General features: G+C 44.2%; 18 protein-coding genes, 1 tRNA gene, 3 rRNA genes and 1 other RNA gene. 10 read left to right on the top strand and 13 right to left on the bottom strand.

The features are described from left to right. Positions 1–26: 26 nt before the first annotated feature. The 3 genes from AACT23_RS05570 to AACT23_RS05580 are packed head-to-tail and all read right to left on the bottom strand — an operon-like array spanning position 27 to position 3038. Positions 27–1256 carry an FAD-dependent 2-octaprenylphenol hydroxylase gene (locus AACT23_RS05570; RefSeq protein WP_013856022.1) on the bottom strand — a complete coding sequence of 410 codons (1230 nt, stop codon included), beginning with the start codon at positions 1254–1256 and terminating at the stop codon, positions 27–29. A gap of 12 nt (positions 1257–1268) precedes the next feature. Then, positions 1269–2450 (bottom strand): 2-octaprenyl-6-methoxyphenyl hydroxylase, encoded by a 1182-nt coding sequence (gene ubiH / locus AACT23_RS05575; RefSeq protein WP_170895604.1) that lies wholly within the window; start codon positions 2448–2450, stop codon positions 1269–1271. Positions 2451–2462: 12 nt separating this feature from the next. Next, positions 2463–3038, bottom strand: coding sequence for a YecA/YgfB family protein (locus AACT23_RS05580; protein ID WP_017046479.1), 576 nt, complete (start codon positions 3036–3038; stop codon positions 2463–2465). A gap of 243 nt (positions 3039–3281) precedes the next feature. Here AACT23_RS05580 and AACT23_RS05585 point away from each other — a divergent pair, with 243 nt between their 5' ends. The 5 genes from AACT23_RS05585 to serA all read left to right on the top strand — a co-directional run bounded on the left by AACT23_RS05585 (position 3282) and on the right by serA (position 6602). After that, a complete protein-coding gene (locus AACT23_RS05585; RefSeq protein ID WP_010319818.1) occupies positions 3282–3590 on the top strand; it encodes a cell division protein ZapA in 309 nt (102 codons plus the stop codon). Positions 3591–3610: 20 nt separating this feature from the next. Further along, a non-coding RNA gene (gene ssrS / locus AACT23_RS05590) (6S RNA) lies at positions 3611–3795 on the top strand. A 2-nt stretch (positions 3796–3797) separates the two neighbouring features. After that, a complete protein-coding gene (locus AACT23_RS05595) occupies positions 3798–4388 on the top strand; it encodes a 5-formyltetrahydrofolate cyclo-ligase (RefSeq protein WP_026027284.1) in 591 nt (196 codons plus the stop codon). 64 nt (positions 4389–4452) lie between these two features. After that, positions 4453–5109, top strand: coding sequence for a ribose-5-phosphate isomerase RpiA (rpiA, locus tag AACT23_RS05600; protein ID WP_010319820.1), 657 nt, complete (start codon positions 4453–4455; stop codon positions 5107–5109). 263 nt (positions 5110–5372) lie between these two features. Beyond that, the gene (gene serA, locus AACT23_RS05605) at positions 5373–6602 is read left to right on the top strand and encodes a phosphoglycerate dehydrogenase (protein WP_094129897.1); all 1230 of its coding nucleotides are present in this window, start codon (positions 5373–5375) and stop codon (positions 6600–6602) included. Between the two features lie 82 nt (positions 6603–6684). On the opposite strand, the gene ilvN is transcribed toward serA, so the two are convergent. The 6 genes from ilvN to AACT23_RS05635 form a co-directional block, all read right to left on the bottom strand. Beyond that, positions 6685–7179 carry an acetolactate synthase small subunit gene (gene ilvN / locus AACT23_RS05610; protein WP_010319822.1) on the bottom strand — a complete coding sequence of 165 codons (495 nt, stop codon included), beginning with the start codon at positions 7177–7179 and terminating at the stop codon, positions 6685–6687. Position 7180: 1 nt separating this feature from the next. After that, positions 7181–8920, bottom strand: coding sequence for an acetolactate synthase 3 large subunit (locus tag AACT23_RS05615; protein WP_013856017.1), 1740 nt, complete (start codon positions 8918–8920; stop codon positions 7181–7183). 431 nt (positions 8921–9351) lie between these two features. Continuing rightward, positions 9352–11160 carry an AMP-dependent synthetase/ligase gene (locus AACT23_RS05620; RefSeq protein ID WP_026028312.1) on the bottom strand — a complete coding sequence of 603 codons (1809 nt, stop codon included), beginning with the start codon at positions 11158–11160 and terminating at the stop codon, positions 9352–9354. A gap of 197 nt (positions 11161–11357) precedes the next feature. Continuing rightward, positions 11358–12317, bottom strand: a complete 960-nt coding sequence (gene leuO / locus AACT23_RS05625; RefSeq protein ID WP_026027287.1) for a transcriptional regulator LeuO — start codon at positions 12315–12317, stop codon at positions 11358–11360. Between the two features lie 343 nt (positions 12318–12660). After that, positions 12661–13707, bottom strand: a complete 1047-nt coding sequence (locus AACT23_RS05630) for an MJ1255/VC2487 family glycosyltransferase (RefSeq protein WP_176428367.1) — start codon at positions 13705–13707, stop codon at positions 12661–12663. Further along, complete coding sequence (locus tag AACT23_RS05635; protein ID WP_017048684.1) at positions 13704–14237, bottom strand: phosphatase PAP2 family protein; 534 nt, start codon at positions 14235–14237, stop codon at positions 13704–13706. Before AACT23_RS05635 ends, AACT23_RS05630 begins: the two co-directional genes overlap by 4 nt. Positions 14238–14696: 459 nt before the next feature. Here AACT23_RS05635 and leuA point away from each other — a divergent pair, with 459 nt between their 5' ends. From leuA to AACT23_RS05660, 5 genes are all read left to right on the top strand, one after another. Beyond that, a complete protein-coding gene (leuA, locus tag AACT23_RS05640) occupies positions 14697–16244 on the top strand; it encodes a 2-isopropylmalate synthase (RefSeq protein WP_013856011.1) in 1548 nt (515 codons plus the stop codon). Between the two features lie 73 nt (positions 16245–16317). After that, positions 16318–17409 (top strand): 3-isopropylmalate dehydrogenase, encoded by a 1092-nt coding sequence (gene leuB, locus AACT23_RS05645; protein WP_019282467.1) that lies wholly within the window; start codon positions 16318–16320, stop codon positions 17407–17409. A 59-nt stretch (positions 17410–17468) separates the two neighbouring features. After that, positions 17469–18890 carry a 3-isopropylmalate dehydratase large subunit gene (gene leuC, locus AACT23_RS05650; protein WP_017050484.1) on the top strand — a complete coding sequence of 474 codons (1422 nt, stop codon included), beginning with the start codon at positions 17469–17471 and terminating at the stop codon, positions 18888–18890. 14 nt (positions 18891–18904) lie between these two features. Then, a complete protein-coding gene (gene leuD, locus AACT23_RS05655) occupies positions 18905–19507 on the top strand; it encodes a 3-isopropylmalate dehydratase small subunit (protein ID WP_017042706.1) in 603 nt (200 codons plus the stop codon). Positions 19508–19619: 112 nt separating this feature from the next. Continuing rightward, positions 19620–20405, top strand: a complete 786-nt coding sequence (locus tag AACT23_RS05660; protein WP_013856007.1) for a DUF547 domain-containing protein — start codon at positions 19620–19622, stop codon at positions 20403–20405. A gap of 40 nt (positions 20406–20445) precedes the next feature. Here the strand turns inward: AACT23_RS05660 and rrf (AACT23_RS05665) are convergent. From rrf (AACT23_RS05665) to AACT23_RS05680, 4 genes are all read right to left on the bottom strand, one after another. Next, positions 20446–20561, bottom strand: a 5S ribosomal RNA gene (rrf, locus tag AACT23_RS05665). Between the two features lie 31 nt (positions 20562–20592). Next, positions 20593–20668, bottom strand: a tRNA-Thr gene (locus AACT23_RS05670). Between the two features lie 67 nt (positions 20669–20735). Continuing rightward, positions 20736–20851, bottom strand: a 5S ribosomal RNA gene (gene rrf / locus AACT23_RS05675). 87 nt (positions 20852–20938) lie between these two features. Then, positions 20939–21250, bottom strand: a 23S ribosomal RNA gene (locus AACT23_RS05680); the annotation flags it as partial.

Below are 21250 nucleotides of genomic sequence, written 5' to 3' on the forward strand. Positions count from 1 at the left end.
TTTTGCCATCATTAGGTTAATCACTGTTAGGGCTCAAGCAGCACCATTTTACTCTTGGCAAGATCAGGTAAATCACCTTTTAAACCCAGTGCTCTTTTCATAATCTCATCTTTGGCTCCAGGAAGTTGTCCAGCCAACTGCATGCCAATGCCACGGATCAGTTTCTTCGCCGGGTTATCACCTTCAAAAAGGTCTTTGAAACCTTGCATCGCGGCAATCATTTTGGCAGCTTCTGTTTTTCGCCAACGTTCATAACCTCGCAAATTTTTGAGCAAGCCAATGTCTTCACCTTGATGCCACAACGCGAGTAGTTCTTGAGCTAAGCTTGCAGCATCAAGTAAACCTAAATTAACACCTTGCCCGGCTAGCGGATGGATGGTGTGCGCCGCATCACCAACGAGTGCGATTCGTTGTAAAGCAAAATCTCGGGCATAACGCATTTTAAGTGGGAAAGCAGCACGTTCACCGACCACCTCACACAAACCTAAACGATGATCAAACTCAGCGGTCAGTATCTTATTGAATTCGAGCTCAGACAGGCTGAGCAAGCGCTGCGCTCGGTTGGGCTCTGTAGACCAAACGATTGAGCTCATATGAGGATCAGACATAGGTAAAAAGGCCAGCGGACCTTGTGGGGTAAACACTTGCCTTGCCGTCGATTGATGTGGTTCCACCGTGCGGACATTTGCCACCAGCGCACTGTGTCCATAATCCCAATGGGTTAATGGAATGTCTTGCTGCTGACGAACCCAAGAGTTTGCGCCATCGGCTCCTACTATCAATTTTGCGGTGAGTGATTGACCGTTATCGAGCGTTAGCCACGCTTCACTTTCTCCGACAGCCAGCGATTGGCATTGAGCGGGCATAAAGAGTGTCACATTCGCTTGCTTTTGTACTTGTTCGAGTAAGGCTAATTGAATGACGCGGTTCTCAACAATGTGTCCCAGATCCGGCTGAGTCATCTGATTGGCACTAAATTCGATCCGCGCAAAACTATCGCGTTCCCACACTTCCATCGCCGAATAAGGCGCAGAGCGACGAGAAATGATGCCTTGCCATGCACCAAGGTTTCGCAACATGATTTCACTGGAACGGCTTAAGGCGGAGACTCGCACATCCGGCAGCTCTGCAAGTTCAAGGCTGGGTACTCGGCCCTCAATCACGGCGATGCGCAGTTCGCTATGCTTTAATGCTGCGGCCAGTGCAAGGCCAACCATTCCGCCACCCACAATGACAATATCGACACTTTGCATCATATACAGACCCTTTTATCTATTCACTACGCCAAGCGTTCGGCGCAGTAGCGGCATTTTCAGCCACGGTAAATTATCCATCACCATGAGGCCTACATTGCGACCAATACGAGTGGTTAACCAATCATTGGAAAAGAGATGCACCAGGGATGATGTCAGCTTAATGGTGGCATCACGATCCGCTTCTCGGCGTTGGGAAAAAGCTTGTAAACCGCGATAGCAGCCAACATCGGCTTGCTGCTTGATAAGCTCATCCGCCAAACTTGCCACATCTCGAATACCTAAGTTAAAACCTTGTCCCGCAATCGGATGTAATGTCTGAGCGGCATTGCCCACAATGGCAAAACGATGTGAAATGTTCTGCTCTCGATAACGCAGTTGTAATGGATAGCAGGCACGAGTGCCCACTTTATTCATTCGCCCTAAACGCCAACCAAACGCATCTTGAAGCTGTGCTAAAAAACCCTCATCACTGAGTGAAAAAACTCGCTCGGCTTTCGCGGGAGGTAAACACCAAACTAAAGAGAGTCGATTATCACTCATTGGTAATAACGCGACAGGACCATCGGCGGTAAATCGTTCAAACGCTCGTCCTTGGTGAGCTTTTGAGCTCACAACATTAGCAATAACCGCGACCTGTTCAAAATCATGCTCTTGTTGGATGAGGCCGATTTGCTCGCAGCAGGTCGATATCGCCCCATCAGCTGCGACCAATAACTTAGCTTGGATCGTTCGTTGATCGTTAAGGGTGACAGTGACCTTATCCATACTGCGTTCCACTTGCTGAACCGCGCTTGGGCAAAATAACTCAATATGCGGGCTCTGCTGCATTTTTTGCGCGTAAATCTGCCCAACATCGGCTAATTCAACCACGTAACCTAATGCTTCTAAATCGAGTTGCTGACAAGTGATATCGGTCATCCCAATATGAGACCGATCCGACACATGAATATGTGTAATTGGGGTGGCGACCTCTTGCAGCGACTGCCACAAGGAGAGATTTTGCAAAATTTGCACGCTACCGTAGGATAAAGCAATTGAACGCGAATCAAAGCCGGGATGGGCGAGCTTATCATCCAGCGGATGCGCTTCGACCACAGCAATCGCAAGCTTTCCTTGAGAAAGCGTATCTAAGGCCAACGCCAGTGTTGCACCGGCCATCGCCCCACCAGCGATAATCACATCAAATTGCTTCACAGTCATCTCTCTTTAATGCACGGTCGGCTGAGTTTCTTGTAGAGGTTTGATACCAAATTCAGCATGAATTGTTAACACACAAGCTTTTATATGCTCGATGACGTGTTCCAAAAGTTGAGCTTGCTCATCCAAGTCATCCTCTTCATCGATACCGAGCTTGGCAATTTCTTCTAGATCAGCCAAGGCCTCTTTAGTCTCTGCGGACGCTTTTTTCAAAACAACCCCAATCAAGCCAAGCCCAGAAATAAAGTGATTTACCCAGTCGGCTACGCCATCAGCCAAATCAAATACACTGGCACTCGCCTCTTCATCTGGCAACAGTAGTGACAACTCCATCCCGCTACCAGTGAGCTCTTCGATTGTAAAGGTGAGTACTTGTTCAGCCAATGTCAACGGACGATCTGGCCAACCCATACCTTCGTTAGTGTAATCAAAAATAAGTGGCTGCCAGCTCTTATCATTTAAGCCCAGACCACCGGCCAGCATGCCCGTTAGCAACCCATGCAACTCAGCAGGGTTAACCGCAAGTGCTGCAGATTGAAGGGCAGTGGCAAGAGAAAGATAATCCGGTAGTTTTTTTTCGCTCATGGGAAGCTCGTAATAAAATCAAATAAGCGCGATCCTACCACTTAGCTTCCAATGCGAAAATGCTCAAAGCGTTAATTGTGGGTAGCTTTTACTCAATTTGCCTAATAACTGTGTTTTTAGTCCCTCATTTTTTACTGCTCGCTTTGAAAAGCTTGAATCTTAGGGCCGCTTTACCTATAGTTTCCACCTCGATGGGCATGTGAGTGGCACCATCTTAGACAGCGCGATAAGAGTTCATCCATCATGAGTAATCAAGCGGTAGACGTAGAAATTTTAGGAAAATTGACTCGTGTGAATTGCCCTGCGGGACAAGAGCAGTCTTTAATCCAAGCGGCGCAAGATCTTGATAACCGATTGAAAGAGATGGCAGAGCGTACTAAAGTTACCAATGAGGTAAAGCTACTCACGATTGCTGCGCTCAACATTTGTTATGAATTGCAAACCAAAAACAATGAGAGCCTAGGCCAACAAAATCAATTAACCGAGCGCATGGAACAGCTCGCTGCATCTCTTGAAGATGCCATCAGTAAAGTGAAGCTAGGACAGCAGTAGTCTTTACCAGCGTAACCAAATTTACCCTAGAGTGTTTGTCAGCCGGATTTAAGTCCCTGAGCCGATAAGCAACACCAAAGGGTTAGTACTTGGTAGCTATTGAGCAAGCTCGGCTCGTACCGAGAAGCCTGCGGTTACCATTGCTGATCCGCCTTGAACCAGCTGGTTCAAGGGCCAAAATCCGCAACGGCACTCTGGGGTATCCTTATGCAAAACACTCGACACACACTTCGTCAAGTCATCCGCCAGCGGCGTAAACAGCTATCACCTACGCAGCAAAAACACGCTTCAATTGAACTTGTCTCTCGTTTTTCAACACTGCCTGAAGTTTTAACGAGTCAGCACATTGCCCTCTACTTGGCAACCGATGGTGAGCTTGAAACACAACCGCTCATAGCGTGGTTATGGCAACAAGGCAAACAGACCTATCTTCCCGTTTTACACCCCTTCTCGAGTGGGAATTTATTGTTCTTGCGCTATGATGCTCAAACCATAATGACGCGAAATAAATACGGCATTGCCGAACCCAAGCTCAACCAAACATTGATCAAACCAGTAAATGAGCTAGATATCATCTGCACACCATTGGTGGCCTTTGATCAAACAGGGCAAAGGCTCGGGATGGGCGGCGGCTATTATGATCGTACGTTAGAAGCTTGGTTTAAAACGGGTAAAGGTGCCCTACCCATAGGCTTAGCTCATGATTGCCAACAAGTGACTCATCTGCCGAGCGAAGCATGGGATATACCTTTACCTCAAATAGTGACTCCAAGCCAAATCTGGCAATGGGAATCATAAATTATTGAGGCTATAATCGCCCCGCAACATTACCGTCACTATAAATCGATATCAGGAGATTGGCATGACTCAAGATGAAATGAAAAAAGCCGCCGGCTGGGCCGCACTCAAATATGTAGAAAAAGGCAGCATCGTTGGTGTGGGTACGGGTTCAACGGTGAATCACTTCATTGATGCACTGGGTTCGATTAAAGATGATATTAAGGGTGCGGTTTCAAGTTCTATCGCCTCAACAGAGAAGCTAAAAGGCCTAGGTATTGAAGTGTTCGACTGCAATGATGTTGATCAACTCGATATTTATGTTGATGGCGCAGATGAAATCAACCCTGCGCGCGATATGATCAAAGGAGGCGGCGCTGCGCTCACTCGAGAAAAAATCGTTGCCGCGATTGCGGATAAATTCATTTGTATCGTTGATGGCACAAAAGCGGTCGATGTTCTAGGTCAATTCCCACTTCCAGTTGAAGTGATCCCAATGGCGCGCTCTTATGTGGCACGTCAACTGGTTAAACTTGGTGGTGATCCAGCCTATCGCCATGGCGTAATAACGGATAACGGTAACGTTATCTTGGATGTGCACGGATTAAAAATTACTGATGCCAAAGCATTAGAAGATAAAATTAATGGGATTGTCGGCGTAGTAACCGTCGGTTTATTCGCTCACCGAGGTGCTGATGTCGTCATCACTGGCACGGAAAATGGTGCCAAAATCGAAGAGTAAGTCACAAAATAAGGCTACTTTCCGTTATTTCATTACAAACGGCACCCATGGGTGCCGTTTTTCTTCGCTATGCCCTAGAAAATCATGCCTTATTTCGTAATTTTCTTACCCAAAACAAAAAAAGTTTGTTACTTTATTGGTCAGAAGACGCACAAGGAAAACGTTTGTCTTCCAACAAAATGGTTAATCTTCCTCTTTACATTAGCCTTTTTGCTTTATGTGCGCCGTGTTTGCCCACCTTCCCATTTTTAAGGACGAGAATAATGGCCAAAGTTTCACTCGAAAAAGACAAAATCAAAATCTTACTCCTCGAAGGGCTACACCCTTCAACGGTTGAAGTACTGCAATCTGCCGGTTACAGCAATATTGAGTATCACAAAGGTTCTCTGGGTGATGAACAACTGCTCGAAGCGGTGAAAGATGCTCACTTCATCGGAATTCGTTCGCGCACTAATTTGACTGAAACGGTAATCAACGCGGCAGAGAAATTGGTTGCTATCGGCTGCTTCTGCATTGGCACCAACCAAGTTGACCTGAATGCAGCCGCAAAACGCGGGATTCCTGTCTTTAATGCACCATTTTCGAATACTCGCAGTGTTGCTGAACTCGTTTTAGGCCAAACACTGCTACTACTGCGTGGGATTCCTGAAAAAAATGCATTGGCACATCGTGGTATTTGGAAAAAAAGTGCTGATAACTCTTATGAGGCACGCGGTAAACGCTTAGGTATTATTGGCTATGGCCACATTGGTACCCAGCTCGGTATCATTGCCGAAAACCTCGGTATGCAAGTCTATTTCTATGACATAGAAAACAAACTCTCACTCGGTAATGCAACGCAAATACATACCATGAGTGAGCTACTGAATAAATGTGATGTCATTTCTCTGCATGTGCCTGAAACTCCAGATACTAAAAATATGATGGGTAAAGAAGAGTTTGCACGCATGAAGCCTGGCTCTATCTTTATCAACGCAGCACGCGGAACGGTAGTCGACATTCCCGCACTCTGCGATGCATTGGCATCAAACCATCTAGCTGGCGCGGCAATAGATGTATTTCCAGAAGAACCCGCCACAAACTCTGAACCTTTTGAATCCCCACTGATGCATTTTGATAATGTCATTCTGACACCGCACATTGGTGGCTCAACTCAAGAAGCACAAGAAAATATCGGTATTGAAGTAGCCGGTAAGTTGGCAAAATATTCAGATAACGGCTCAACCTTATCAAGCGTGAACTTCCCTGAAGTATCGCTGCCAATTCACCGTGATAGTTCGCGTTTACTGCATATTCACGAAAACCGTCCGGGTATTCTGACACAAATCAACACCATCTTCGCCGAAGAAGGGATCAATATCGCCGCTCAATATTTACAAACGTCAGCGGATATCGGTTATGTAGTGATTGACGTAGAGACCGCTCGCTCTGCGGAAGCTCTTACTAAGCTGAAAAGCATCAGCGGCACCATTCGTGCGCGTATTCTTCACTAAGCACTTCTCTAGTAAAAGCACCAAACAACAAAAAGGCCACATAAAATGTGGCCTTCCTTATTTCGATAGGGAGCTCAGTAAATTAAGCTTTAAGCGCTCGCTCCCCGCGAGCAATACCTACCACACCACTTCGCGCGACTTCGATTACTTCAGTGACTTCCGACAACGCTTGAATAAAGGCATCGAGTTTTTCGCTGGTTCCAGCAAGCTGCACAGTATATTGCGCCGCAGTGACATCCACGATCTGCCCACGGAAAATATCAGCCGTACGTTTCACTTCGGCGCGCGCAAAACCGCTGGCTTTAACTTTCACCATCATCAGCTCACGTTCAATGTGTTCACACTCTGACACTTCTTGCACTTTAAGCACATCAATCAACTTATGCAGTTGCTTTTGAATTTGTTCAAGTTGCATTTCATCGGTCTTAGTGGTGATGTTTAAGCGTGACAATGTTGCATCATCGGTTGGCGAAACCGTTAGTGATTCAATGTTATAACCACGTTGAGAAAATAGACCAACAACGCGAGACAAAGCACCCGATTGGTTTTCCATTAATATTGAAATAATGTGTCTCATATTATGTTCTCTCCGTTTTGCTTAACCACATTTTGTCCATACCTTCGCCTTTAATTTGCATTGGGTAGACGTGCTCCGTTTCATCCACATTAATATCAACAAAAACCAATCGATCTTTCATATCGAGTGCTTTTTTAAGCCCGGCTTCAAGTTCATCAGGCTGTGAGATACGGATGCCAACGTGGCCATAAGCTTCTGCAATTGCTGCAAAATCGGGAACAGAACTCATATAAGAATTAGAGTGGCGTCCTTGATAAATAATATCTTGCCACTGTTTTACCATGCCAAGAAAACGGTTGTTTAAGTTAATAATTTTCACTGGAATATCATATTGCAACGCAGTGGAAAGCTCTTGGATATTCATTTGAATACTACCATCCCCAGTGACAATCACTACCTCTTCTTCTGGCATGGCAAATTTAACCCCCATTCCAGCGGGTAAACCAAACCCCATGGTGCCCAAACCGCCAGAGTTGATCCAACGACGAGGCTTATTGAATGGATAATAAAGTGCGGCGAACATTTGGTGCTGACCAACATCGGAGGCCACATATGCGTCTCCATTAGTCAGTTTATGTAAAGTTTCAATCACTTGCTGCGGCTTAATGCGTTCGCTGGATTTCTCATAAGCTAGGCATTGGCGGTCGCGCCAGCTTTGGATATCTTGCCACCATAGTTCAAGCGCCTGCGAATCATTACAACCACCTTGCTCAGAGAGCAATTGCAGCATAGTTTCCAGTACTTGTTCGGCTGATCCCACTATCGGCAGATCGACTGGCACATTTTTAGAGATCGACGAAGGATCAATGTCAATGTGCATGATCTTAGCGTTCGGGCAATACTTTTCTAGATTATTGGTTGTACGGTCATCAAAACGCACGCCAATACCGAAAATCAAATCCGCATTGTGCATCGCCATATTGGCTTCATACATGCCATGCATTCCAAGCATGCCTAACGCATTTTTATGAGTTCCAGGGAAAGCACCAAGCCCCATTAACGTGCTGACTACGGGTAAATTGAGCGTTTCAGCCAGTTGTAAAATGTGCTGATCTGCGCCTGAAATAACAGCGCCACCACCAATGTACAATACGGGTTTTTTGGCTTCTAACAACGCTTTTAGCGCCTTTTTAATTTGCCCTTTATGACCAGAAGTAGTTGGGTTGTATGAGCGCAGTTTGATCGACTCAGGATACGTGTAAGGGAGTTTGATCTGAGGATTCATCACATCTTTAGGCAGATCGATCACGACCGGCCCCGGGCGCCCTGTTGAGGCAATATAAAAGGCTTTCTTAATGGTTTCAGGAATATCTTCAGCTTTTTTTACAAGAAAACTGTGTTTGACGATCGGACGAGAAACCCCAACGATGTCACATTCTTGAAACGCATCGTTACCAATGAGGTTATTTGGCACGTTGCCTGAAATAACAATCATTGGAATCGAGTCCATGTAAGCGGTAGCAATCCCTGTGACGGTATTCGTCGCCCCTGGGCCAGAACAAACAAGTACCACACCCGTTTTTCCGGTTGCTCGAGCATAGCCATCTGCCATGTGCGTGGCCGCTTGCTCGTGGCGAACAAGGACATGTTTAATTTGGTCGGTTTTTGCGTGCAGCGCATCGTAAATATCAAGAACGGAACCACCTGGGTATCCAAATATTTGCTCTACACCTTCTTCGATCAGAGATTGAACCACCATCTCTGCGCCAGATAACATCTGTTGATTGGATTGCGTTGCCATTTTTTCTCCTTACCAGTACCCAACACATGGTCAGTCAATGGGCCTGGTTTTACATAGTTTAGGGCTTATTTGTAGCCTAATTCGAAAACTTTCCACTTTCGGCTATGTCTTGCTTTTGTCATAACAAAAAACAAGGTAACGCAACAACTGTAACTCTTTCTTATCATCGGGTCGAACGCCAAATAGCGCACACTTTGGCAAATGTTTGGTTAAATGGAATTTTATTAGGTAACTATCGTAAAACTGGCATTAAAAACAGCTCAATCCATGAGTAATTAGCAAAAATAAAGCAAAAAATATTACCATGCAGCAATGTAGCGTTATGAGGAAGCGAGGTTTAACTTCCGTCGTAATATAAAAAATCCCCCACGCTTTATCTGAAAAGCAAGTGGAGGATTTTTAAACAATGAAAAAACTATCTTAAGATAATCTTACTCACCTTTAGTCTTTTCTTTGTACATTTCCTCGATTTCATCTTGGTAACGATCACTAATGACTTTTCTACGCAGTTTCTGAGTCGGCGTCAGCTCACCTTTGTCCATTGAAAAAGCCTTAGGTAATAATTTAAACTTTTTCACCTGCTCAAATTTGGCTAGCTCTTTTTGCAAATCATTGACTCGTTTTTCCAGCATCTCAACCACTTGGTTGTTCTTGATAAGATCTAATCTGTCATGATATTTGATGTTGAGCTCCTTGGCGTAAACCTCCAAGCTGTCATAACAAGGTACAATTAAAGCCGATACAAATTTACGTGTGTCAGCAATCACCGCAATCTGTTCAATAAAGTGATCTTTACCAATCGCTCCCTCAATAACTTGTGGCGCAATGTATTTACCACCGGAGGTTTTCATCAGCTCTTTGATACGATCAGTAATGAAGACATTACCTTGCTCATCAATGTGTCCAGCATCTCCTGTTTTGAGAAAACCTTGTTCATCGAATGCTAACGCCGTTTCTTCTGCCATTTTATAGTAGCCGCGCATAACCATTGGTCCGCGAACAAGAATTTCATTGTTGTCACCGATTTTGACCTGAGCTCCTGGCATCGACATGCCTATTGAATCAGGATTAAAACACCGATCATCCCAACAAGAAACCGTTGCTGTGGTTTCCGTCATGCCATAACCCAACTTCACGTTAATGCCAATGGCATGGAAAAATCGGCCGATGGTTTCATCTAATTTCGCGCCGCCGCAAGGCATAAAATTAATCCGCCCACCAAGCAATGCACGCAATTTAGACAATACGATTTTATCCGCTAACGCGTAGCTCTTTTTCAGCATGAAGGATGGCTGGCGCTTTTCTTGATGACAAAGAGCCATCTTAGCCCCCATATTGACCGCCCAAGTAAACAACACTTTTCGATGTAACGGCGCTTTCGAGACTTTTTCGTGAATAGCGGAGAAAATTTTCTCGTAGAAGCGAGGAACGGCACACATTACCGTTGGCTTTAGCTCACTCAATGCATCACGTACTTGCATCGTATCCTGCAAATAACAGTTAGTTGCACCGCTGTAAAGAATGTAAAAAGTCCACGCCCGTTCAAACACGTGTGACAATGGTAAAAAACAGAGTGACACATCATCCTTAGAGATGTTTAACCGCTCATCATGCCCTTCAAGCTGAGCGCCAATATTACGGTAATCAAGCATCACGCCTTTAGGTTGACCTGTGGTGCCAGAGGTATAGATGAGCGTCAGCAGATCATCCATATTCGCCTGTTCAAGGCGAGACTCTAATTCCGCTTGCTGGCCATCTGTATTTTGTTCAATAAAAGTCTGCCAATGGATGCCATGTTGAAAACTTTTTAGATCAATGCCATCACTCATGGCGACAATTAATTCAAGCTGTTCGCACTCATCAAAAAAATCCAGTGCCGCATCGTATTGTGCCTGTTCACCGACCAAGAGCACTTTGACATCAGCATCTTGAATAATGTAACTGGCCTGCGCTGGCGTATTAGTTGGATAAATAGGTACCGTAACGGCTCTTAACTGCAAAGTAGCCAAGTCAGCTATTGTCCACTGCGGCATGTTATTCGAAAAAATCCCGACTTTATCTTGAATTTTTATACCTTGCGTTAAAAGTGCAAGTGACATCGCATCGATACGTTGACCAAATTGCTTCCAGCTTATCCCATGCCACTCTTTCTCTATTTTGTGTTTTAGAGCAATGCACTCGCCACCTTTGACAATCTGTTCACGAATTCTTTTTACGATATGGAAATTTAAATTGGGCATCTTTTTTACCTGTAGCTTACACATGTAAGCTTTTTGAGCGCACAAGTGTACATTTAGAAGCAAAAAAGGCAACTGACGGATGTCAAAGTTATCAATTAATTCTACAGACAAAAAAGCCCTGAATGGATATAACCAATTCAAGGCTCAAAGAGGCGTATCACTAAGTTTAGATCACCGTACAAACTACCGGGTAAACGTTAGTTTAATGCAACAACTTCGCCGCAAATCATCATTAACTGATCACGCAGCCAAATATGGCCTTTGTCTTTTTCACTAGACTCATGCCAACTGAGATAACCACTGATTTGACCATTTGCAAATGGGAAATCGAGGATTTGTAACTGATCTCGGTTAGCCGCATTCTCAACCATCCAACGAGGTGCAATCGTCACCAACTCAGATTGTCCGACCACATAAAGCACGTTGCTCAAACTGGTCCCTTCATAATAAGGAACACAGTCTAATTCGCGATATGCTTGCTCAGAAAAACTACGTTGCCCATGGATGCGAGATAACTTCGCATGCTTTTCAGCTGTTAGGCTATCAGCGTTAACAGAGCCATTGATGCGTGGATGAGACTTAGATGCCACCACCACTAATTCATCTTGGAAAATTTCCGTACTGGAGAACCCTTGTTCATCAAAACGCGCGTAATCAATCACAAAATCGATCTCTTGGTAACGCATACGCTCGGCTAACAAACGGTTAAATTCCGCATCAAGATGAAGTTGGACCAAAGGCGCTTGTTCATGAACTGATGACATAATTTTCGGCGCGAAACGCATATCACAAGGACTGCAAATCGCTAATTTAAATAAGCGGGTTGATGTTTCAGGAGAAAACACCGAACTTGGCAGTTCATTACGGATTAATTGCAGTGCTTGACGCATCGGACCGAACAGTTGACGTGCACGTTGAGTAGGTTGAATACCTCGCCCTTGTCGCATAAACAGTTCATCATTAAACATTACCTTCAAACGCGCTACAGCATTGCTGACTGCTGGCTGAGACATACCCAAATTATGAGCGGCACGGGTAATATTTTGCTCTTGCATTACTGCATCAAAAACCGTCAGCAGGTTTAAATCTACACCACGTAATGTGCTTTCCATGCGGTAACTAGCAATAGCGCTCATTGCATCTTTTTTATCTAACATTTTTGGGACGCCTCTTGTTGTTATCGTCAATACCGTAAAAGTAATTTTTTAGAATAGATAACCTGCCATTTATTATATTTACCCAGACACAACTGGGTGGAGGCTACTATCTGCTAAGCATTTATCGATTGGCAACAAGATTGATAAAATATCAGTTTTTTTTATCCAAACAAAAAGATTGTCCTTATTTATCAGTACGATGTATTTTTATAAAAAACCATAAAACAGAAAAATTTATGCATTTTATTCAAAACATTGAATCAAGTGATGAATAACAAGCCTTCACCTTGATACATTCACCAAATAAATTAATTACGTCAAAATTCAAAGCATTTCGTCAATATTAGCTAAATGACACATAACTAGGGAAATCAACCTGTCGCCATAAAGACTGGCTCAGCTCTTTATGATTATCCCATTTGCCATTTTGTACCCATTCAACCAAGGCTTTCGCTACATTAGGATAGACAACGCGCTCGACCTGTTTTTCATCCAACCAACGGCGTAACTCCGACGGGTCCAAAAACTCCATAGATGCAGCAAGCCCGAGATTCTCAAGAGTGGCAACGTTACTTTGCTGCTCAAATTGACCTGATAGTGGCTTAAGTAGCAGCTTTTTACCCAATGAAAGTGCTTCTGATGGTAATTCAAAGCCACCATTAGCAATCACGCCATCGCAGCGATGTAAGTGATATTGAAAATAGGTATGACATAAGGGACGCAACTCAACATTTTCAACGGATTGCGCTTCCATTAAAGAAGGGTGATAACAAATAAATGCTTGATTTGAAAAACGAAAAAGCAACTCAAGAATATCATCAACATGCTCAAATGGAAGATAGACCAAAATGAAATGCTCGCTAGACGTATGCTGCTCTGAACGATAGATAATCGGAGGAAGGATCGGTTGATCAAAATGATACCAATGTAAACCGACGTGGTAGTTGGCAGGCGCAAACTGTTGAATAATCTGTTTATCCAGCCAACTTGCCCCTTTCAAAGGCACATTATAACGAAATGCATTTTGATGACTTATCCCAATACACGGAATACCTTGCTGTTTAGCCGCCCATGCCGATACTGGTTCAAAGTCATTAATGACCAGATCATACGGAGACAAATCGAGGTTTTTTGTCTCACTCACGAAAGTCAGCAAATTATTATTCAGCGCCGTTTTAACGTAATTTACGTGCCCCTGTTCAGTTTCAAAAGTAAAACCGCGCCGAGTTTGGTAATCACCGAAACTTTCCATCGAAAAGTATTTCTCTTTTTCACGTCCAGAAAAGAGAAATTGCACATCAATTTTGGCTTCTTTCAACGCTTCACTCATCACTCGTGAACGAGCAATATGGCCATTTCCGGTGCCTTGGACACCATACAGAATTTTCAAAAGCCTCTCTCCACCAACCACAAAGCAAATCTTGCGCTGCTTACACCAAGCAGCGCGCCAATCACGATATCCGTCAAGAAGTGAACCCCAAGTAGGATGCGAGATACGCCAATTAAGCCAGCCCAAACCAAAACAAAAGCATCGCTATGAGGATAGAAGTGGCCAATTAATGTCGCCATAACAAACCCTGCAGCCGTATGACCAGAGGGCAAACTGTAGCGATCCGAAGGGGTAATAAAGGCAATGAATGAAGGAGAAAACTCTTCAGGGCGACGACGCTGAAAGCTATTTTTTAATCCCCAATAAATAGGGAGTTCAATCGCGAAAGCGGCCAGTCCAGCCATTAAGAATAGGTGGCCATTAAGCGGGTCTAAATACCAAGCTAAAGCACCAATCAACGCGTACAAATGCCCATCCCCAGTATGGGAAATAGCTTTGCTGATCTGCGCTACAGGCTGATTAAAACGATGCTGTAAACAAAATAGCGAAAACGCTACGTCAAACTTAACAATTTGTCCGATGGCACGCATGAGCGACTCCTGTCATTCCATAAACCTCTTACGCTCTAAACGTAGAAGTTTAAAATGACAAATACGTGACTGTTTGTTGGAGAATGAATGAATTTAACCGATGACAAACGTTCTTGCGTGAAAACATTCCGCGCTACAAAAAGTGATCCTCTCTACCAATTCTGCTCATTTTTACCGCTTTTGACTAAAACTGATCCGATATGAATAAAAAAACAACTTAATGGTTGACGAGTTAAGTCGAGTACGGTACTAATTTGTTAACTTAATCTTGTGGAATGTTACGAATGACTATCCGTTTTTCTATCCTGCTGGGCCTGCTCCTTATCGTGAACCATTCGCGCGGGTAGGTTGTGGAAGAAAAACACCACACAAGATGACAAGAGCCCGCACTGAGATGCGGGTTTTTTTATAACTATATTTAGGAAGTAAACGATTAACCATCGGTGCAAGGGAGCAAACATGAATAATCAAGTCATTATATTCGACACCACATTACGTGATGGCGAACAAGCTTTGTCAGCAAGCTTAACCGTTAAAGAAAAACTGCAGATTGCTTACGCATTAGAGCGCCTTGGTGTTGATGTTATTGAAGCAGGTTTTCCAGTTTCCTCCCCTGGTGATTTTGAATCGGTCAAAACGATTGCCAAACACATTAAAAACAGCCGCGTCTGCGCGCTTTCTCGCGCGGTAGCAAAAGATATTGATGCAGCAGCCGAAGCTCTGAAAGTCGCTGATGCTTTTCGTATCCATACGTTTATTTCAACCTCAACCATTCATGTGCAAGATAAATTGCGCCGCAGTTATGATGATGTGCTCGAGATGGCAGTCAGTGCGGTGAAACACGCCCGTAACTACACCGATGACGTCGAATTTTCCTGTGAAGATGCGGGCCGAACGCCCATTGATAATCTCTGTAGAATGGTCGAAGCCGCAATTAATGCCGGAGCTAAGACCATCAATATTCCAGACACGGTCGGTTATACTGTTCCTAGCGAATTTGGTGGCATTATTCAGATGCTGTTTGAGCGAGTCCCTAACATAGATAAAGCCATTATTTCCGTTCATTGCCACGATGACTTGGGAATGTCAGTCGCAAACTCGATTGCCGCTGTACAGGCTGGCGCAAGGCAAATAGAAGGCACCATCAACGGTATTGGTGAGCGCGCTGGTAACTGTTCACTGGAAGAGATCGCGATGATCATCAAAACTCGTCAAGAATTCCTCGGCGTACATACTGGTTTAAAGCATGATGAGATCCACCGCACCAGTAAGTTGGTTAGCCAACTGTGCAATATGCCGATTCAAAGTAACAAAGCGATTGTCGGTGCCAACGCATTTAGCCACTCGTCAGGCATTCATCAAGATGGCATGTTGAAAAACAAAAACACTTACGAAATCATGACTCCAGAGTCAATTGGCCTAAAAAACCAAGCGCTGAACTTAACGAGCCGCAGTGGCCGCGCCGCAGTAAAAAGCCATATGGATAGCATGGGTTACAATGAAAACGAATACAACCTCAATGCCTTGTATGAAGATTTCTTAAAATTGGCAGATCGTAAAGGCCAAGTGTTTGACTATGACTTAGAAGCGTTGATGCACTTTTCAAATCTGCGTGATGAAGACGATTTCTACAAATTGAACTATTTGAGTGTTCAATCAGGCAGTGTTATGGCGACCACCAGTATTAAATTGCTTTGTGGTGATGAAGAAAAATGTGAAGCTGCCGTTGGTAATGGCCCTGTAGATGCGCTTTACCAATGTATTTACCGTCTAACTGGCTATGAGATCGTATTGGATAAATTTGACCTTACCGCCAAGGGCGAAGGTGAAGATGGACTCGGGCAAGCCGATATTATTGCCAACTACAAAGGGCGAAAATATCACGGTACAGGCGTCTCTACGGATATTGTCGAAGCATCAGGACAAGCCTTATTGCACGTGATCAATAGCATTCATCGTGCCGATCAAATTGCAGAAATTAAACAAAAGAAAGTGGCAACCGTTTAACGTACCTAGATTAGAGCTTTCAGTCTTTAGAGCTCACTGGGGCAAGCAAATATAAAAATAGTAAAGGACTAACATGACAGACAAAACATACAAAATTGCCGTTCTTGCAGGTGATGGTATCGGCCCAGAAGTAATGCAACAAGCACACAAGGTATTGGATGCGATTGAAAAAAAACATGCTATCCGGTTTGCCAGAGAAGAACATGATGTCGGCGGGATTGCGATTGATAACCACGGTTGCCCGCTACCTGAAAGCACCATTAAAGGATGTGAAGAGGCAGACGCCGTATTGTTTGGTTCCGTAGGCGGTCCTAAATGGGAGCATTTACCACCCAACGACCAACCAGAACGCGGCGCTCTCCTACCGCTTCGCAAACATTTTCAACTGTTTTGTAACTTGCGTCCTGCTCAAATTCACTCAGGCTTAGAAAGCTTTTCTCCTTTACGATCCGATATCTCCGATCGTGGCTTCGATATTGTGGTTGTTCGGGAATTGACTGGTGGTATTTATTTTGGCCAACCCAAAGGACGAGAAGGCGAAGGGGCAAATGAAAAAGCATTTGATACCGAAGTTTACCACCGCTACGAAATCGAACGCATTGCAAAAATAGCGTTTGAGTCCGCACGATTACGTCGTAAAAAAGTATGCTCAGTCGATAAAGCGAACGTATTACAAAGCTCTATCTTATGGCGTGAGGTCGTGGAAGAGATCGCAAAAGATTATCCGGACGTCGAGCTTTCACACATTTATATCGATAATGCCACTATGCAGCTCATTAAAGATCCCTCTCAATTTGATGTCATGCTGTGCTCTAATATTTTTGGTGACATCATTTCCGATGAATGCGCCATGATCACAGGCTCAATGGGTATGCTACCTTCCGCTAGCCTTAATGAAAGCAATTTCGGTCTCTATGAGCCAGCAGGTGGCTCTGCACCTGATATCGCAGGAAAGAACATTGCTAACCCAGTTGCACAAATTCTTTCCGCCGCTTTAATGCTACGTTATAGCTTAGGCGAAGAAAGTGCCGCTCAAGCTATCGAAAATGCCGTATCAAAAGCGCTTACCGCAGGCGAACTCACCGCAGATCTTGCCAGTGGTAAAGCGGCACTTTCAACCTCTGAAATGGGCGATAAAATTGCCAGCTATATTTTAAACTCATAATTAGTAGGACTAGGCTCGCCTAGTCCTTTATAAAGCTCAAAGAGCTCAAGGAAGAAGCAATGTCGCAAGCAAAAACCTTATACGAAAAAATTTATGATGCCCACATTGCGGTGTCAGCTGAAGGGGAAACCCCCATCCTTTATATCGATCGTCATCTCGTTCATGAAGTGACATCACCGCAAGCATTTGATGGTTTACGCGAAAAGGGACGTAAAGTTCGTCAGACGAGTAAAACATTCGCTACCATGGACCATAACGTTTCAACCACCACAAAAGACATTGATGCCTCGGGTGAGATGGCTCGAATCCAAATGGAAACACTGTCAAAGAACTGTGCTGAGTTTGGCGTAACACTCTACGACTTAAATCATAAATACCAAGGCATCGTTCATGTCATGGGGCCAGAATTAGGTATTACTCTTCCCGGTATGACCATTGTCTGCGGTGACTCACACACAGCAACACATGGCGCATTTGGCTCGTTAGCGTTTGGCATCGGTACGTCAGAAGTTGAGCACGTACTTGCAACCCAAACATTGAAACAAGCTCGCGCGAAAACGATGAAAATTGAGGTAACAGGCAAAGTCGCTCCAGGCATCACCGCTAAAGATATCGTGCTAGCCATTATAGGTAAAACAACGGCGGCCGGTGGTACAGGCTATGTCGTTGAATTTTGTGGTGAAGCGATTACCGATCTTTCAATGGAAGGTCGTATGACGGTGTGCAATATGGCGATTGAGCTTGGAGCAAAAGCCGGTCTTATCGCCCCTGATCAGACTACTTTCGACTACATTAAAGGTCGCAAATTTTCTCCTCAAGGAAGCGATTTAGAAGCCGCCATTGAGTACTGGGCAACGCTAAAAACCGATGATAATGCCAAATTCGATGCAGTCGTTACCCTAAATGCCGCGGACATCAAACCACAAGTAACGTGGGGCACAAACCCAGGGCAAGTAATTGCTGTCGACGAAACTATTCCATCTCCTGATAGCTTTAGTGATCCTGTCGAAAAAGCATCAGCAGAAAAAGCACTGGCGTATATGGGACTGGAAGCAGGTAAATCCTTGTCAGACTATAAAGTGGATAAAGTCTTTGTCGGTTCTTGCACAAACTCTCGCATTGAAGATATGCGAGCAGCAGCTCAAGTCGCGAAAGGTAAAAAAGTCGCACCACATGTTCAAGCATTGATTGTTCCAGGTTCAGAGCAAGTTAAGGCGCAAGCGGAAGCGGAAGGCTTGGATAAAATATTTATTGAAGCGGGTTTTGAATGGCGCTTGCCGGGCTGTTCAATGTGCTTGGCTATGAACAATGACAGGCTCGGTGCAGGTGAGCGTTGTGCATCAACATCCAACCGCAATTTTGAAGGCCGCCAAGGTCGAGATGGACGTACACATTTAGTCAGTCCTGCAATGGCCGCCGCCGCCGCCATCGCTGGACACTTTGTCGATATCCGTAATATTCATTCTTCAACACTCAACTAAACAGGGGATCACCAATGTCAGGTTTTAAACAGCACACAGGTTTGGTCGTTCCTCTTGATGCAGCGAACGTCGATACAGATGCCATTATCCCTAAGCAATTTTTACAGAAAGTAAATCGCACTGGTTTTGGCAAACACCTTTTTCATGATTGGCGTTTTCTAGATGACGCAGGTCAGCAACCAAATCCAAATTTTGTCATGAATAAACCTCGCTATGAAGGAGCGAGCATTCTACTTGCTCGTGAAAACTTTGGGTGTGGTTCTTCACGAGAACATGCCCCTTGGGCTTTAGCGGATTACGGCATCAAAGCCATGATTGCACCCAGTTTTGCGGATATTTTTTATGGTAACTCAATCAATAACCAAATGGTTCCAGTCCGCCTTACAGAGCAAGAAGTTGATGAAATATTCCAATTTGTTGAAGGAAATGAAGGGGCTCAACTAACTGTAGATCTTGAACGAATGGAAGTTAAAGCCAATGGAAAAACATACTCATTTGAAATTGATGAATTTCGTCGCCATTGCTTACTTAATGGATTAGACAATATCGGTTTGACGCTACAGCACGAAGATAAAATCGCTGATTATGAAACAAAAATTCCTAGCTTTTTGAAATAGCGAGTATCGATTTAATTTCCAGAGGTTGGTGTAGATGCACCAACCTTTTATTTTATCTGAAATTTATCAATCCCTACCTAGGTCATATAACCTATGAGATGAGAGGTAAACGATGAAATATCTATTAACGCTATGTTTGACACTCGGGTCAACGAATGTATTTTCTGCTCCTAAATCACAGCTATGGGATTATTGGAACTCTAGTAATGAAGAAAATACACAAGCCATTTCACATCAAATTTGGCAGACAACACTTGATACTTATCTAATCCAAGAAAATCACAACAACCTCTTCGATTATCAAAGGGTCAACTCAAAAGATAAAGAGCAATTAGAGCTCTATATTTCACAATTATCAGCCCTTGATCCAAGAGAGTATGCAAAGCTGGAACAATATGCTTACTGGGTCAACTTATATAATGCCTTAACAGTTAACTTAATCGTCGATCATTATCCAATACCATCCATCACTAAACTGGGAGGATTTTTCTCATTTGGCCCTTGGGAACAAAAGATCATTACCATCAATCAAAAAGAGCTGACTCTCAATGATATTGAACATCGAATTTTAAGACCCATTTGGAAAGATCCTCGAACCCATTATGCGGTCAACTGCGCAAGCCTTGGCTGCCCAAACTTACAAAAGCAGGCTTTCACAGCAGAAAATACTGAATTATTACTGGAGAAATCAGCCACTGAGTTTATCAATAGCGAAAAAGGAGTAAAGGTCACCAATGATAAATGGGTTCTGTCTTCTATTTATGACTGGTTTGCTGAAGATTTTGGAACGAAACAGCAATTATTTGAGCACTTAGTGCAGTACAACAAGGCACTAAAAAGCGAGAAAAAGAGTATCAGCTATCACTATGATTGGACATTGAATGATACGAATAGATAGAAAAAAACCTCAGCATTTCTGCTGAGGTTTCGTAATTCAGACCTGGCGATGTCCTACTCTCACATGGGGAGACCCCACACTACCATCGGCGCTGTTGTGTTTCACTTCTGAGTTCGGCATGGGTTCAGGTGGGTCCACAACGCTATGGTCGCCAAGCAAATTCTTTTAGCTTACAGAGCTATAAAACTGGTGCTGATACCCAGAATCGAACTGGGGACCTCATCCTTACCAAGGATGCGCTCTACCGACTGAGCCATATCAGCACACTGTATCTTGTGTCACAAGTGACTAAAAAGCCCGCTCTTACAAACGGGCTCTTATAAATTCAAAGCCTGGCGATGTCCTACTCTCACATGGGGAGACCCCACACTACCATCGGCGCTGTTGTGTTTCACTTCTGAGTTCGGCATGGAGTCAGGTGGGTCCACAACGCTATGGTCGCCAAGCAAATTTCTTAATTCGGAAAGCTGTTTCGTTCTCATTCACACATTCAATGTTCTTCAATTGAGCCCACAAAACCCCTTCGGTGTTGTATGGTTAAGCCTCACGGGCAATTAGTATTGGTTAGCTCAACGCCTCGCAGCGCTTACACACCCAACCTATCAACGTTCTAGTCTCGAACAACCCTTTAGGACACTTAAAGTGCCAGGGAAGACTCATCTCAGGGCTCGCTTCGCGCTTAGATGCTTTCAGCGCTTATCAATTCCGAACTTAGCTACCGGGCAATGCCATTGGCATGACAACCCGAACACCAGCGGTTCGTCCACTCCGGTCCTCTCGTACTAGGAGCAGCCCCCTTCAATCTTCCAACGCCCACGGCAGATAGGGACCGAACTGTCTCACGA

The organism is Vibrio sp. V09_P4A23P171, assembly GCF_963875615.1.
Lineage (GTDB): Bacteria > Pseudomonadota > Gammaproteobacteria > Enterobacterales > Vibrionaceae > Vibrio > Vibrio anguillarum.